This is a genomic window from Flavobacterium sp., from assembly GCF_003525665.1.
GTDB lineage: Bacteria > Bacteroidota > Bacteroidia > Flavobacteriales > Flavobacteriaceae > Flavobacterium.
Genome location: NZ_DQDX01000026.1, coordinates 1 through 15405 on the forward strand (window position 1 = coordinate 1; position 15405 = coordinate 15405).

The following is a 15405-nucleotide window of genomic DNA, read 5'->3' on the forward strand; positions in this document are numbered from 1 at the left end:
GTTTAAAAGTTTATGGTTTAAAAGTTTATAGTTTAAAAGTTTATAGTTTAATAGTTTATAGTTTATAGTTTAAAAGTTTATAGTTTAAAAGTTTATAGGTAATAGCGTAACTGCAAACTGCCACCAAATACTAAACACTGAACACTGATCACTGACCACTGACCACTGACCACTGAACACTGAACACTTTTTAAAAGGAGCGAATCGCTTGGGCGTTTTTGTAATCCATTTTCCTGCTGTCCGTTCTATCTTTTTCTTTGAAAATAAAGAAAAAGGATGCCACTGCCATAAGTCCCGAAGCTTCGGGATAAGAAGTAATTTATTTTTATATATTTGTAAACTAATCAACCACTTAATTATGAAATACATTAACTATTTAGTAGTGCTTTTGTTTGCTATAACGTTAACGAGTTGCACCTTCACAGAAAACATTTATTTAAACGAAGACGGAACAGGAAAATTCTCCATCGACATGGACGGTTCGGGATTAATGGCTATGGTTCCAGAAGATTCTATCAAATCGCAAAAAGCGGTCGATACCACATTTTCTTTCAAAGATATGTTTGCCGACAAAAGAGATAGTATTGCCAAACTTCCAAAAGCAGATCAAGAGCGTTTAAAGAAATTGGAAAATTTTTCGGTTAGAACCAAAATGAATCCTACCGATAAACAGTTTTTATTTACCATGTTCACCGACTTTAAAAGTGTAGGCGATTTGCAAGATGCTATGGCAACAATGGATCAAGTAAAAGGATCTGCAAAAGGTTCCGATAATCCACTTTTAGCTGCTGGCGGAATAGGAAGCAATAATTCTGATTTGAAATATACTTACGACGGAAAAAAATTCACAAGAAAAGCAACCGTATTAAAAAAGGAAGTTCTTGAAGTAGAAAACGATTCAGCTGAAGCCTATAAAATGATATTTGAATCATCAACATATGTTATAAAATATCATTTTCCAAAACGAGTAAAAAAAGTTTCTAATTCAACAGCGCTTTTTAGCGAAGATAGAAAATCAATTACCATTGAATATCCGTTTAATGAATACATGGACAATCCAGACAAATTAAATTTTGAAGTAGAATTCGAAAAATAATTTTACACCTATTAATTTAAAGCAACATTTAGTAAAATAGATGTTGCTTTTTTATTTGTAGAAATTCAAAATACAACATCTGTAGAAAACTTTGTAACTTTGCACCATGAATAAGAAAATCAAACTTCAAGATTTAGGAAATAAAGATTACAAAGATACTTGGGATTATCAAGAACAATTATTCAAGGAAATTGTAGAAGTGAAAATCCAAAATAGGAGAGAAGAGAAAAATGATGAAACGCCCAATTATTTTCTTTTTGTAGAACATCCGCATGTTTATACATTAGGGAAAAGCGGTGATATTTCTAATTTGTTATTATCAGAAAAGCAATTAGAAGCAAAAGGAGCAACTTTCTATAAAATAAATCGAGGAGGAGATATCACGTATCACGGACCAGGACAAATTGTAGGTTATCCAATTTTAGATTTAGAAAATTTCTTTACAGACATTCACAAGTATTTACGATTTCTAGAAGAAGTCATAATTTTAACTTTAGCCGAATATAATATAATAGGTACAAGAAGCGAAGGCGAAACTGGTGTATGGCTTGGAGTAGGAACGCCATTTGCAAGAAAAATTTGCGCCATGGGAGTTCGAGCAAGTCGTTGGGTTACCATGCACGGATTTGCACTAAACGTCAACGCAGACTTAGGTTATTTTGATAATATCATTCCTTGTGGTATAAAAGGCAAAGCGGTTACTTCACTTCATGCTGAATTAGGTAGAGCAATTGATGAAGATGAAATCAAAGAAAAAATACTCAAACATTTTCAAAATCTTTTTGAAGCCGAGATTTTTACTTCTGCAATCTAAAATCGTCATGCTACAATCATAAATCTAAAAGAAGTTGCTCTGGCAATAATCTAAAACTCATTCGGTGGTATTTGGTTGTACCATATTTTCTTATTGCTTCACGATGTTCTTTGGTTGGATAGCCCTTATTTTGTTTCCAATTATACATCGGGAATTCTTCATGAATTTTATTCATATATTCATCTCGGTAGGTTTTAGCCAAAACCGATGCCGCGGCAATACTCATATATTTTGAGTCACCTTTTACAATTGTGCTGTAAGGAATGTTTTCCACTGGCTTAAATCTGTTACCATCAACAATTACATACTGAGGCCTTGGATTTAACTTGATAATACATTCCTGCATTGCTTGTATTGATGCGTTTAAAATATTTATTTTATCAATAATTAATGGTTCTAGATGCGTAACTGCAAAAGAAATTGATTTTTCTTCAATAATTGGTTTCAATTTTTCTCTGACTTTTTCAGTCAATTGTTTCGAGTCGTTAAGGAGATTTAATTCGAAATCATCAGGTAATATAACGGCTGCAGCAGTAACTGGTCCGGCCAAGCATCCACGTCCAGCTTCGTCAGTACCACACTCAATAGATAAGTTGGAAAACTTTAAATTTAACATAAAATTAATTTTGATAAAAATATAAAAATTAACGCAACCTATTGCATAATTCTGCATCTATTGAATGTATTGTAACCACATCGTTAGAATTACGCAAATAAAATTAACATAAATAAATAAAAATATTCCGAAGTATTATTTGTTTATTTAAGAAATTATTAAGAAGTTTGCGGAATAACTAACTCAAATAAATTTAATATGAGATCGAAGTTCAAATGGATTTTTACGCTATTAGTAGCGTTATCAATGCAGTTTTCGTTTGCACAAGAGAAAACTGTAACAGGTGTGGTGTCAGACGCAGGTGGGACATTACCAGGTGCTAACGTACTTGTTAAAGGTACAACTCGTGGGGTATCCACAGACATTGATGGTAGATATTCTATCAAAGTAAGTGTTGGAGAAACTTTAGTTTTCTCTTTCATTGGATTAGCTGATCAATCAAAAGTGGTTGGAGCATCTAATACAATAAGCGTGAAATTAACGCCATCAGCTACAGCGCTAGATGAAGTATTAGTAACTGGGGCAATGGGTATTAGAAAGAAAAGAGAAGCAGAGACTTCTTCAACTCAACTAGTGAAGTCTCAAGAATTAACTCAAGCGGCTAACCCTAACATTGCGCAGAGTTTAGTTGGTAAGGTTTCAGGTTTGCAAATTAATACTACTAATAATGGTGTTAATCCAACTTCAAGAATCGTTCTTAGAGGTAACCGTTCTCTTACAGGAAACAACGAGGCTTTAATTGTTATTGATGATGTTATCTCTACAATTGGTGTTTTTACAGCTTTAGCTCCAGAAACAGTTGAATCTGTTAACATTATTAAAGGTGCTCAAGGAGCTGCTTTATATGGTGTTAATGGTGCTAACGGGGTTATTATTGTAAATACTAAAAAAGGTACGAGAAACGAAAAACCAAAAATTAGTTTTACATCTTCTTATGACTATCAAGATATTGCTTTCTTGCCAGAAAGACAAACTAAATATGGTCAAGGTTGGAATGGACAACACATTGCATACGAAAATGGTGCATGGGGTGCAGAAATGGATGGAGTATCAAGACCTGTAGGTATGTTACAAGCTGATGGTACTTATGTTATGTCTCCATATTCTCCAATTAAAGACAATATCAAGCAATTTTTCCAAAATGGTTCGATTTTGCAAAACTCTCTTGATTTCTCTTCTGGAGGAAAAGACGGTTATGTTTTCTTATCTGCAAACAAACAAAATACAGAGTTTGTTGTACAAGATGATAAATTAGATAGATCTACTTTCTTATTTAGAGCTGGTAAAAATGCTGGTAAGTGGAAGATTGGTGGAAACGTAAGTTATATCAGTACTAGAACTGAAACTACATCATCTGGTCTTTTTACAGATTTGTTACAAACTGCAACAAATATTCCTGTAGGTCGTTTTTCTAGTCCTTCTCAACAACACCACTGGACTTCATATTACAACAGTCCATATTGGTTAAGAGAAAATGTAAGAAATAATAACAGATCTAGTTTTATTAGTGGAAATGCTACTTTAGGGTATCAATTAAACAAAAACATTAGTTTTGATTACAGAGCTAACGTTCAGTTATCGTCTTCTAACTTCAGAGGTCACGTTAATGGATATGTTGATTTACTTAAATTAGGTGGTGGAGATCAAACGGTTATTTCATCATTTGATACAAATAATCAATCATCTAGAACAATCTATGCGGATTTCTTGACTAATTTTGACTATGAGTTAACTGAATCAATTGGTTTACAAGCTAAATTAGGTCATAACGTTACAGATTCATTCAGTGATTTTACTTCTGTAGGTGGAAGTAACTTAACTATTCCTGGTTTTTATAATATTTCTAATATTACTGGTGAACCAACTAGATCAAATGGTCAAACAAGATTTAGAGGATTTGCATTATTTGCTAATGCGGATTTAAATTACAAAGATTATTTATTCGTGAACTTAACAGCAAGAAATGACTGGGTTTCTAGATTAGATAAAACAGAAAGAAGCTTATTCTATCCATCTGCAGGGGTATCTTTTGTACCTACAAAAGCTTTTGATGGTTTGAAAGATAAAAAAGGTTTAAGTAGTGCTAAGGTTGCTGCGAACGTTTCGAAAGTAGGTAACGCTTCTAACGTTCCTGCTTATGCTATTCAAGCAATTTTAGGTCAAGGTACAGGTTATCCTTTTGGATCATTGAACTCTTTTGTTCAAAGTACTCAAATTACAGATCCGTTGATTCGTCCAGAATTTTCAGTTACTAAAGAGGTTATCGTTAATTTAGGGTTTTTCAATGATAGAATAACACTTGATGGTTCTGCTTATCGTTCAGATAACAGTGACTTAATTACAAATCAAACTACTTCTTCAACTACTGGTGTTTCATTTTCAAGAGGAAATATTGGAAAAACAGTTACTGATGGTTTTGAAATTGACTTAGGTTTCTCTAGCAAGCAAGATGCTAATGTTAAATGGAATGCTCGTTTTAGCTATGCAACTAACAAAACTGTTGTAAAAGCTGTAACTGCTGATCAAGATGAAGTTGCTATTCAATCTGCTGCTGACGTTGGTATTTTCGCAACTGTTGGTGAAGAGTTTCCTTTAATTAAAGGTACTGCTTACGAAAGAGATGAAAATGGTGCTGTTATTATTGATGCTGCAACTGGTAATCCTTTACAAACTGCTGCTTTCAAAATTTTAGGTCAAGCTACTCCAGATTATATCTTAGGATTTAACGGTTCTGTTGAATACAAAGGTATTAGATTTGCAGGTGTATTTGATTTTAGAACAGGTCACAAATTTTGGGCTGGAACTAAAGACTGGTTATCATGGTCTGGTCACGTAGTAGAATCTGCTGAAAACGGTCGTAGAGGTTTTGTTTTCCCTAATTCTGTTGTTACTACAGCAACTCCGGGTGTATATGCTCCTAACACAGGAACTATTACAGGTGGAACTACTTACACAGATTATTTAAATTATTTCTCTAACGAGTATAGAGATGTTACTGAAAATTATGTTCTTGATGCTACTGCTTTCAAATGTCGTGAGTTAAGTTTAAGTTATTCATTACCATCAACTATTCTTGCTGATACAGGTTTATCATCTGTTACTTTCGGTGTTAACGCAAGAAACGTATTCGTTATTTTACCAAAAGAAAATAGAGGTTACCACGATCCAGAATTTGCTAACACAAGTGGTAATGGTGCTGGTTTAGCTGTTACTGGTCAATACCCACCAACTAGAACTTTCGGTTTTAGTCTTAATGTAATTTTTTAATAATATATTCACATGAAAACATTAAAAATATTTTTACCTTTTATAGCTTTATCGCTATTTTCATGTAGTGACTTTTTAGATGTAAATAATACACCTAATAGCCCTACTGCAGATATTGTTCCACCTAATTTAATTTTAGCTGCTGCTCATTCAAATTCTTACAGAACAATAGCTACAACAGCTAATGAGCTTGGAAACGTATGGATGAACAACTGGGGTGCAAACGTAAATGCCTTCACAGGTGGTTATGCTGATGAATTTTCATTAGCTATCAATGCTAGTTTTTATCAAGGGATTTGGAATAATATCTACTTGAATACTGCTAACTATTCTAACATCATAAACAGTGATTTTCCAAACTATGAAAACCACAAGTCTATTGCTAGAATTATGAAAACTTATTATTTTCAATATTTAGTAGATTTATATGGTGATATTCCTTATTCTGAAGCTCATCAAGGTGGTGCTAACTTAGCACCAGTTTATGACAATGACAAGGATATTTATAGAGATTTGTATGAGCAATTAGATTTAGCTATTACTGATATTCAAAATGCTCCTGCTACTGCAAAAGCTGTAGGTAGTGAAGATGTTATTATGGGTGGTGATATGAGCAAATGGATCAAATTTGCAAATACTCTTAAATTAAGATTATTGATCAGACAGTCGGAGTTAGCTTTAACTGATGCTGCAACTCAAACTTATTTGAATACTAAATTTGCTGAGTTAGTTGCTGATGGAGCTACATTTATTGGTGTTGGTGAAACTGCTACTATTAACCCAGGTTATTCTAATAACAGTGAGTCAAGACAAAATCCTTTTTACAACCGTTGGGGTTTAACTTTAAATGGTTCAAGCGAAACACAATCTTATAGATTTGTTGGAGCTAGTGCTAATATTGCTGCTAACTTAAATACAAGTCCACCAGATCCAAGACGTGCAAGACAATATACTGTTGTTGGAGGAAATGTTGTTGGTGTTAAACAAGGTGATGCTTCTCAAAATGGAGGTGGAGGAACTGCGCCACTAAGTATTTCTAAACTTGGAATCGCATTTTTCCCTAACACAGGAGTTGGTACTGCTGCTGGTGCAACTACATCTGCTACTGCTTCAGCTCAAAATGGGTTTATTATGACTGCTTCAGAAAGTTTGTTTTTGCAAGCAGAAGCTGTTCACAGAGGTTATTTGCCAGGTAATGCTAAAGCATTATTCGATGCAGCAATTAATCAATCATTTGTTATGACTGGTGCTACAGCTGGGACTTACATAACAGCGGTTGATTCGCAAGTTGGTAAAGGTTGGAGTGCAACACCTAACAAAATTGAAGCTATCATGTATCAAAAAAGAATTGCTTTAATGAACATTCACGGTATTGAATCATTTATTGAATATACTAGAACTGGTTTCCCAAGAGTGCCACGTGCTTCAACAGCTCAGTATCCTTCTAAGCCAAATAGATTAATGTATCCAACATCTGAGTTGTCTGGTAACTCTGCAAACGTTCCTACTCAGACTGTAGCTAATGTATTCAATACATTTGTTTTCTGGGATGTTACTCCACCAGTTGCTGAACCTATAAATTAAAAAAAAAAGATATGAAAAAAATAATTGTATTATTAGCTTTAGCTATCGTTGGAATTTCTTGTTCTGACGATAGTAATTTGCCGGACGCAAGTTTTGGTGATACTCCTAGAGTTGTTGGTTTTTTAAAAACTACACAAAATGTACCTTTCTTCGCTGATCAAGGTGTGGTTTTAAGAGAGTTTCCATTTGATTTATTAGGTACTGGTGATGGTGCTCCTTATAATGAAGATGTAACTGTAACTTATGCGGTTAATACAGCTGCTACAACTGCTGTGGTAGGTGTAGAGTATAACTGGGTAAATACTTCAAGTACAGTGACTATTCCTGCTGGACAGTCTTTTGGTTTATTGCCATTAAACATTAACACAGGTAACTTTAATCCAACTGCTAAAACGTCTCTAGTTTTAGATATTACTGCTGTAGATAAAGAAGGTTTTGTAATTTCAAACCAAAATAAACGAGTAACAATTAATTTTATTGGTTGTTTATCTCAAGTTAACGGTTTGTATTCTGTTGTTGTAACAAGAGGTGATGGTGCTACTGTTACTCGTCTTAACGAAAATGTAAGTTACCAAGGTGTAAACTATTTTAGAACTACAACATCTGGAACTTTTACAGTTGCTCAATTATCACCACCAGCTCCTTTTGCAGGTTTCTATTTTACTGATATTTGTGATGACTTAAGTGTTGCTTCACAAAACTTAGGAGGAGCATATTCTAATTTACTACGTGGTTTAAGTACTACAGGTGAAGATGGAAAGGTATTAAATGCTAATCAATTTAAAGTAACTTACGAGATTACTTTTGCTGCAGGTAACCAAACTTATACAGGTGTTTACACTAGAGCTAACTAAAAAATTTATTTTAAAATGAAAAAAATATTAAATTATAATTTATTTGCTGTTGCTGCATTAGTTTTATTATCCTCTTGTAATGATGATACTACTTTTACTAAAAGCAACAAGACAACTGTAAAAGCTAGTATTTCTAGTTTAACACTGGTTGAAGGTGCAACTGGTCAAGTGACCTTGACTTTGGACGAACCTCAAAATGTTGCGACTGATTTAAAGATTGAATTGTTAAGCGGAACTGGAGCATTCAGAGACTTCTCTGTTTCTTATGGTTTAAATGATCCAATCGATATTGAAACTACTGTTGATGATGGTTGGGGTTTAATTGGATATAAATTAGTTATTCCAGCTTACACTACTTCTTTAACTTTTGATATTAATGCTTTAGAAGATTTTAATGCTGAGGCTTCAGAAAGTTTAGTTTTAAAATTATCTTCTGCAGGTAACAGTATTGCTTTATTCCCTGAAGGTGAAGACAAAATTAATTTAACAATTAATAATAAAGTTTCTACAAATTTTGATGTAGAGATGGCATGGGCTGGTAATTTCCCAAGTCCTCATGGTACTGTATTAGATACAGAATATGTTGGTGTTGATAACTTAAAGCATGGATACTGTTCTTTCGATTTCGATTTAGAAATCTATGATGCATCGATTTCTAATGTTTTAGAATTTGATTATGATAATTGTCCTGCAGTAGCTACAATTAGCGCTTCTGCCCCTAATGGTGACTACGTTATTATGCCAAGTTTTTATTCTAGAACTGTAGCTGCTGGTTCTGTGCCAAAATCAGGTGAAATTATTTTTCCTGTAAAAGTTACAATGGGTAAAAAAGGTTCTTTCGCTCATACAACTGATATGACTGGAAAATTCAAGTATTCTACAGGTGGTGTTGCTCAAGGTAACCCTAATGGTTATGTGCCAATTGCTATTGTTACTAAAACTGGAACTAATTATGTATTGAAAGATTTTAATACTGCTGCAGTGTTAGGTTCTGGTCGTTACGCTAGTTTGATTGAAAAAATCAAAAAAATTAAAAGAAGCAAAAAATAGTAATCTATTTTTTATGTAATATTTAAGACCATCCTTTTAGGATGGTCTTTTTTTTAACATTTTATTTGTTCTATTTGTGTATTTTTGCCATTCATATTATATTCAATGAAATTTCACTTATTTTTTGCTTTTTTCTTTTTATCAATTTCAGCATTTGCTCAAGATCCTAGCCTAGGTTTGACGCGAAGAGATACTACTAAAACCGGTTTAACAAAACCACCATTAGTTGCACCCAAGGCAAAGCATGAACAATATAAAATTTATACTTTAGAAAGAGATACAACTTATGTAGATACTTCATTAACTATTCAAAGCGAATACAAGTACAATTATTTAAGGAAAGATATTTTCGGTTTGCAGCAATTTGCTAACGAAGGTCAAACATACAACAAACTTTTTTTTGGTCTAAATCAATACAATCCATATCCTGATTTTGGTTTTAGATCAAAGCAATTTGGTTACTTACAACTTGATGATATTAATTACTATTCTGTAGCAACACCTTTAACAGAGCTGTATTTTAAGACGGTTATGGAACAAGGACAAAGTGTTGATGCATTAATTACTGCAAATACATCAGAAAGATTTAATTTTTCTATTGGCTACAGAGGATTAAGATCTTTAGGTAAATACATTAATCAATTATCAAGTATTGGAAATTTTAGATTTACAACTAGTTATGTTACTGCCAATAAACGATATTTAATCAACGGACATTTCACAGGACAAGACATTTTAAACGGTGAAAATGGAGGTATAGTTTCATTAGACGATTTCGAAAGTGATGACCAAGATTTTAAAAATCGTGCGCGTCTTCAAGTTTTTTTAGATGATGCTAAGTCATTTTTAAAAGGAAAAAGATTTTTTATAGATCATAACTTCAGAGTCAATAGTAAGGAATCTTCAAATAACTTATACATAAATCACCAATTTAATCTTGAAAATAAATTTTTCGAATTCAATCAAGTAACTATTTCAAAGACAATTAATAATGTTCCATTTAACCGATTTGGAAATTCCTATGTAGTTAGCAATATTAACGACCAAACGCGTTATCAAAGACTTTACAACAAACTTGGTGCAACATACGAAAATAAAACACTAGGTCTGTTTCAGTTTTTCGTTGAAGATTTTAAATATGTTTACAAATACGATAAAGTTTTAATTCTTGAAGATGGTATTATTCCAAACCAATTGTCCGAAAGAATAAATGCACTTGGCGGACAATATCAATATCAAAAAAACAACTGGAAAGGTAAATTTCTAGTAAGTAAAGCAATTTCAAATCAAACCTTTTCTACAATCGATGCCAATGTAAATTACAAACTTAACGATAAAAACAACTTCTCGTTGCAATACCAAAACATAAGTCGAATTCCTAATCACAACTTTATACTTCACCAAAGTAGCTATGAAAACTACAACTGGAAGAATAATTTTGACAATGAAAAAATAAACAAAATCGAAGTAACTGCCAACACGCAATGGCTGAATGCTTCTGCTGAATTCACAACGCTTAACGATTACCTTTATTTTTCCGACGACGATGCTACCTACAACGTTCAGCTGGTTTCGCCAAAGCAATACCAAAACACTATAAGCTATCTTTCTTTCAGAGTCAGCAAAGAAATAAAGTATAAGAAATTTGCACTAGACAACACCATTCTGTACCAAAATGTATCGCAAGAAGACAATATTCTAAACGTCCCACAAATCGTTTCTAGAAACACGCTATACTTCACCGATTATTTCTTCAAGAAAGCATTATTTCTTCAAACAGGTGTGACCTTAAACTATTTTACAAAATATTCTATGGACGATTACAACTCTGTTTTGGGCGAATTTTTCACACAAAATGACACAAAACAAGGTAATTTCCCAATGTTAGATTTCTTCGTAAACGCTAGAATTCGTCAAACCAGAATTTTCGTAAAAGCCGAACATTTTAACTCTGGTTTTACAGGAAACAAGTTCTATTCAGCACCAAATACACCTTATCGCGACTTCATGGTTCGCTTTGGGTTAGTGTGGAATTTCTTTCAGTAGAAACGTAATCGATAGTACCTTTTTCTAAACCATTTTCCTGCTTTCCATTCCAAGTTCCGATAAAAATCGGAAGCTTTCCATTGCAATCAGGGTTAAGCGGTATTCCATTTTCTCTAAAATCAAGGTGTTGTAAAACCATTTTATTATCAATACCTTTGCAATATCAAATCGTAATTATGAATTATTCAGAAAATATACTAGGAACTATAGGCAATACGCCGCTAGTGAAACTAAACAAAGTTGTAGAAGGAATTGATGCATTAGTCCTTGCAAAAGTAGAAACTTTCAATCCAGGAAATTCTACCAAAGATAGAATGGCACTAAAAATGGTTGAAGATGCCGAAGCCGATGGACGTTTAAAACCAGGCGGAACAATCATCGAAGGAACTTCAGGAAACACCGGAATGGGTTTAGCTCTTGCTGCAATAGTTAAAGGTTATAAATGTATTTTTGTAATCACCGACAAACAATCCAAAGAAAAAATGGATATTCTTCGCGCGGTTGGAGCAAAAGTTATCGTTTGTCCAACCGATGTAGAACCAACCGATGAACGTTCGTATTATTCAGTTTCTAAAAGATTAGGAACAGAAATTCCGAATTCATGGTACGTAAATCAATACGATAATCCATCAAACGCGCAAGCACATTACGAACAAACTGGGCCAGAAATTTGGGAACAAACAGAAGGTAAAATCACGCATTTCGTAGTTGGAGTAGGAACAGGAGGAACTATTTCTGGAATCGGTAAATACCTAAAAGAAAAAAATCCAAACATAAAAATTTGGGGAATTGATACCTATGGCTCGGTTTTCAAAAAATACCACGAAACTGGAATTTTTGACGAAAACGAAATCTATTCGTACATCACAGAAGGAATTGGTGAAGACATTCTTCCAAAAAACGTAGATTTCTCTCTAATTGACGGATTCACAAAAGTAACCGATAAAGATGCTGCCGTTTACACTCGTAAAATCGCACTAGAAGAAGGAATTTTTGTTGGAAATTCTGCTGGTTCATGTGTAAAAGGTTTGCATCAACTAAAAGAACATTTCACGAAAGACGATGTTGTTGTAGTTTTATTCCACGATTCAGGAAGTCGTTACGTAGGTAAAATGTTCAACGACGATTGGATGCGCGAACGCGGTTTCTTAGACGAAGAAATTACAAAAGCCGAAGACGTAATCAAAGATCACATCGATAAACCATTAGTTATCGTTCGTACAGAAGAATTGGTTTCACACGCTATCGAAAGAATGCGTAAATATAAAATCTCTCAAATTCCAGTAATCGATATCACAGGTTTTGTAGGTTCTGTAGACGAATCCGATTTGTTTCAAAGTTATGTTACAGATAAAGATGTAGCAGAAAAACCTATCAAAGAAGTAATGGGAAAACCGTATCCAATTGTAAAATTAGGAACGCCTATTGAAGAAGTTTCTAAATTATTTACAAAAGACAATCAAGCTGTTCTTGTAGATTTAGGAAACGGAAAACATCATATTATCACAAAATATGATATTATTGGTTCAATAAAATAATTTGAAAGAAAAAACAATTTATATAATTTCAGGTTGCAATGGCGCAGGAAAAACAACTGCGTCATTGACAATTTTACCCGAAATTTTAGATTGTAAAGAATTCGTTAATGCAGACAATATTGCATTCGGATTATCTCCATTTCAACCAGAAAAAGTAGCTTTTGAAGCAGGACGAATAATGCTAGAACGCATTGATACCTTACTTAAAGGAAATGAAAATTTTGCTTTCGAAACTACCTTATCAACCAAATCATACAAACATCGACTGCTTGAAGCCAAAGAAAATGGTTACACCGTAAAACTTTTATTTTTTTGGTTGCCATCAATAGAAATGGCAATTAACCGTGTTGCAATTAGAGTTCTTGAAGGCGGACATAATATTCCAACAGATGTTATTGCAAGAAGATATTCTCGCGGAATTACAAACTTATTTAAAATTTATATACCTTTGTGTGACGATTGGGCTGTTTTTGATAACTCCGATGAAACACCACAATTAATTGCAGAAGGAATTCAATCTGAAGCAATAATCGCAAATAATGAATCTTGGATTTTGTTAAAGTCTAACATTAGTTAACATGAAAGAAAAAAAAGAAAGTCATACAGAATTTATTTCCAAAGTTCTAAAAGGTTTAAAATTATCTTCTGAACGAATGATTCAATCCAAAATTGAAAAAAATCAATCGGTCGTTATTATGCGTGACGGTAAAGTAATCACCATAAAAGCTTCTGAACTGCGCAAACTTTAAGTACTTTTACTTTATGAAATTTCGTAAAATTCGTTTTTCAAATTATTCTGCAAGCAATAAGCCAGAAACATTCCACGAACTAAAACTTGTTCCTTCATTTGCTCCTTGCGGAATTTTCACTTGAATAGAATGAGTTCCAGCTTTCAAATCGCCTAATTCAATATAAACCGGATTGGTAACCATTCCCGGACACCAATTGGATCTACTATAATCTGAAGATGATAATCCGTTAGGGAAATTTCCAGAAGCTGGATTATACAATCGGTATGAACCACAATCTTCTCTCCAAGGTGTAAAATGAAACACTTCTTTTTCGTTTAAAAACAAGGTGTTTTTCTTTGGTACAAATTCATCTCCATTTTCCCAACCGCCATGACCAGTTGTTATGTAGCGAAGTTTGGCATTTTTCAAATCTTTCGCCAAAGTAAATTTTACAATCAATCCTTTATCAGAATTAAATAATGTTCCATATTCCTGCCCAGCCATTTCCATAACATTGGTCGAATTAAAAATCGGAATCACATTGGAAGCTTTTGCAACACCATTTTCCTCTGGATGAATCGTAATATTTACCGAAACTTTATGTCCGCCTTTATCATAATTTCCAATAAAAGTTCCAATATAAATCTCTTTATTGTCAATCGCAGCAGTGAGTTCAGAAATGTCTTGTCGGTAATTTACACGTTCTTCCCAAGTTTTGTCTTTCAACTGAATCGTGTTGTATTGCTTAATTCCAAAAGGTGTAAAAAAGCGCATCAGTTCGATTATTGGTGAATAATCATCAGTCGCAATTATTCCTTGGTATTGTTTTCCATTTCCGTTTTCATAAATAGGAAGCGATTTTACTCCGTTTTGCAATCCGTCTAAAAAGGAACTTTTTTTATCCATCGGAATCATAAAAACCGAACCAGTTCTGTCATAAGCATCGCCATTAGATTGCTCGGTTACATCTATAAAAACCTGACTTCCTTTTGCAATAGCAGGAATTTTTATTTTTCTCAAGATTACAGTTCCGTTTGCAAATCGTAAAATGCTATCATTAGATTTGGATGCATCCGAAAAATTAATGATTTCGTCTTTAAAAACTGAAAGTGTGGTAAATCTACTTTTCCAAAGCAAATCTCTATAAGTCAATAAGTCAAATGAATTTATAAAAGTTTCTTTATTTGGAAATTCTGGAATTTTCTTTAATTTTTCAACTTTTGTTGCAGCAATCACAAAGTTTCCGTTGCGAACCATTTCAAGAACTAAACCTAAATTTTGTCCGAGTTGTGTTGGCGCGCCTTTTATTTTTAAATCATTCGTATACCAAAGTTCAATGGTATTTGAATTGATAATAGTTTTTGCTTTTTTACAATTATAACCTAATATTTTTTTAGTTTCATTTAATAGTTCAAATGATTGTTTTGCTAACGAAGTACTGTCATTTGTAGCAATAGTTTTCTCTGAATTTAACGCTGCAATTTGAATAAACATATTCGATTTTCTATTCAAATTAAAATATTCCGACGGATAAACTATTTTATTTTCATCAATTGATTTAGAAATTACTCTTGTCAAAAAGTCGTTAGAATAAACGATTGTTGGGTCTTGATTTGCAATCAACTTTCCGTTGGAGCTTTTTAAATAAGTAATTTTATAAGTGTTTTGACCATTAGATTGTAATGAAAAAAAGGCAAGTAAAATCAGGAGGTAATAGTTCATTTCATTTATTTTATGTTACAAATATAAAATTTTGAAAACATATTATCATTTTTATTACTTTAGTATTTCAAAGTCGATACAGAAAAT

Annotated in this window: 12 protein-coding genes; 10 read left to right on the plus strand and 2 right to left on the minus strand. The window is 33.1% G+C overall.

The features are described from left to right. The first annotated feature begins 358 nt into the window (after positions 1-358). Both DIU01_RS01625 and lipB read left to right on the plus strand, forming a co-directional pair. A complete protein-coding gene (locus DIU01_RS01625) occupies positions 359-1096 on the plus strand; it encodes a hypothetical protein (RefSeq protein WP_290831516.1) in 738 nt (245 codons plus the stop codon). A 106-nt stretch (positions 1097-1202) separates the two neighbouring features. Beyond that, complete coding sequence (gene lipB / locus DIU01_RS01630) at positions 1203-1910, plus strand: lipoyl(octanoyl) transferase LipB (protein WP_290831517.1); 708 nt, start codon at positions 1203-1205, stop codon at positions 1908-1910. A gap of 16 nt (positions 1911-1926) precedes the next feature. On the opposite strand, the gene DIU01_RS01635 is transcribed toward lipB, so the two are convergent. Continuing rightward, complete coding sequence (locus DIU01_RS01635; RefSeq protein WP_290831518.1) at positions 1927-2526, minus strand: ribonuclease HII; 600 nt, start codon at positions 2524-2526, stop codon at positions 1927-1929. Positions 2527-2724: 198 nt separating this feature from the next. Between DIU01_RS01635 and DIU01_RS01640 the strand changes: the two genes are divergently transcribed. The 8 genes from DIU01_RS01640 to DIU01_RS01675 all read left to right on the plus strand — a co-directional run bounded on the left by DIU01_RS01640 (position 2725) and on the right by DIU01_RS01675 (position 13614). After that, entirely contained in the window at positions 2725-5793 is a 3069-nt protein-coding gene (locus DIU01_RS01640) for a SusC/RagA family TonB-linked outer membrane protein (protein ID WP_290831519.1), read from the plus strand. Positions 5794-5805: 12 nt separating this feature from the next. After that, entirely contained in the window at positions 5806-7377 is a 1572-nt protein-coding gene (locus DIU01_RS01645) for a SusD/RagB family nutrient-binding outer membrane lipoprotein (protein WP_290831520.1), read from the plus strand. A gap of 11 nt (positions 7378-7388) precedes the next feature. Further along, complete coding sequence (locus tag DIU01_RS01650) at positions 7389-8231, plus strand: hypothetical protein (RefSeq protein WP_290831521.1); 843 nt, start codon at positions 7389-7391, stop codon at positions 8229-8231. A 15-nt stretch (positions 8232-8246) separates the two neighbouring features. Further along, positions 8247-9281 carry a hypothetical protein gene (locus DIU01_RS01655; RefSeq protein WP_290831522.1) on the plus strand — a complete coding sequence of 345 codons (1035 nt, stop codon included), beginning with the start codon at positions 8247-8249 and terminating at the stop codon, positions 9279-9281. A gap of 105 nt (positions 9282-9386) precedes the next feature. Next, positions 9387-11327, plus strand: a complete 1941-nt coding sequence (locus DIU01_RS01660) for a putative porin (protein ID WP_290831523.1) — start codon at positions 9387-9389, stop codon at positions 11325-11327. Between the two features lie 176 nt (positions 11328-11503). Beyond that, positions 11504-12865 (plus strand): pyridoxal-phosphate dependent enzyme, encoded by a 1362-nt coding sequence (locus tag DIU01_RS01665; RefSeq protein ID WP_290831524.1) that lies wholly within the window; start codon positions 11504-11506, stop codon positions 12863-12865. A 1-nt stretch (position 12866) separates the two neighbouring features. Then, positions 12867-13442 carry a zeta toxin gene (locus DIU01_RS01670; RefSeq protein WP_290831525.1) on the plus strand — a complete coding sequence of 192 codons (576 nt, stop codon included), beginning with the start codon at positions 12867-12869 and terminating at the stop codon, positions 13440-13442. A gap of 1 nt (position 13443) precedes the next feature. Continuing rightward, positions 13444-13614, plus strand: coding sequence for a hypothetical protein (locus DIU01_RS01675; RefSeq protein WP_290831526.1), 171 nt, complete (start codon positions 13444-13446; stop codon positions 13612-13614). Positions 13615-13656: 42 nt separating this feature from the next. Here the strand turns inward: DIU01_RS01675 and DIU01_RS01680 are convergent, their stop codons facing one another. Continuing rightward, entirely contained in the window at positions 13657-15318 is a 1662-nt protein-coding gene (locus DIU01_RS01680; protein ID WP_290831527.1) for a GLPGLI family protein, read from the minus strand. Positions 15319-15405 lie beyond the last annotated feature (87 nt).

What these genes read in the sequence shown, in the direction of transcription:
- DIU01_RS01625 (WP_290831516.1), top strand. Translation starts at nt 359, where the DNA reads ATGAAATACATTAACTATTTAGTAGTGCTTTTGTTTGCTATAACGTTA.
- lipB (WP_290831517.1), top strand. Translation starts at nt 1,203, where the DNA reads ATGAATAAGAAAATCAAACTTCAAGATTTAGGAAATAAAGATTACAAA.
- DIU01_RS01635 (WP_290831518.1), bottom strand. Translation starts at nt 2,526, where the DNA reads ATGTTAAATTTAAAGTTTTCCAACTTATCTATTGAGTGTGGTACTGAC.
- DIU01_RS01640 (WP_290831519.1), top strand. Translation starts at nt 2,725, where the DNA reads ATGAGATCGAAGTTCAAATGGATTTTTACGCTATTAGTAGCGTTATCA.
- DIU01_RS01645 (WP_290831520.1), top strand. Translation starts at nt 5,806, where the DNA reads ATGAAAACATTAAAAATATTTTTACCTTTTATAGCTTTATCGCTATTT.
- DIU01_RS01650 (WP_290831521.1), top strand. Translation starts at nt 7,389, where the DNA reads ATGAAAAAAATAATTGTATTATTAGCTTTAGCTATCGTTGGAATTTCT.
- DIU01_RS01655 (WP_290831522.1), top strand. Translation starts at nt 8,247, where the DNA reads ATGAAAAAAATATTAAATTATAATTTATTTGCTGTTGCTGCATTAGTT.
- DIU01_RS01660 (WP_290831523.1), top strand. Translation starts at nt 9,387, where the DNA reads ATGAAATTTCACTTATTTTTTGCTTTTTTCTTTTTATCAATTTCAGCA.
- DIU01_RS01665 (WP_290831524.1), top strand. Translation starts at nt 11,504, where the DNA reads ATGAATTATTCAGAAAATATACTAGGAACTATAGGCAATACGCCGCTA.
- DIU01_RS01675 (WP_290831526.1), top strand. Translation starts at nt 13,444, where the DNA reads ATGAAAGAAAAAAAAGAAAGTCATACAGAATTTATTTCCAAAGTTCTA.
- DIU01_RS01680 (WP_290831527.1), bottom strand. Translation starts at nt 15,318, where the DNA reads ATGAACTATTACCTCCTGATTTTACTTGCCTTTTTTTCATTACAATCT.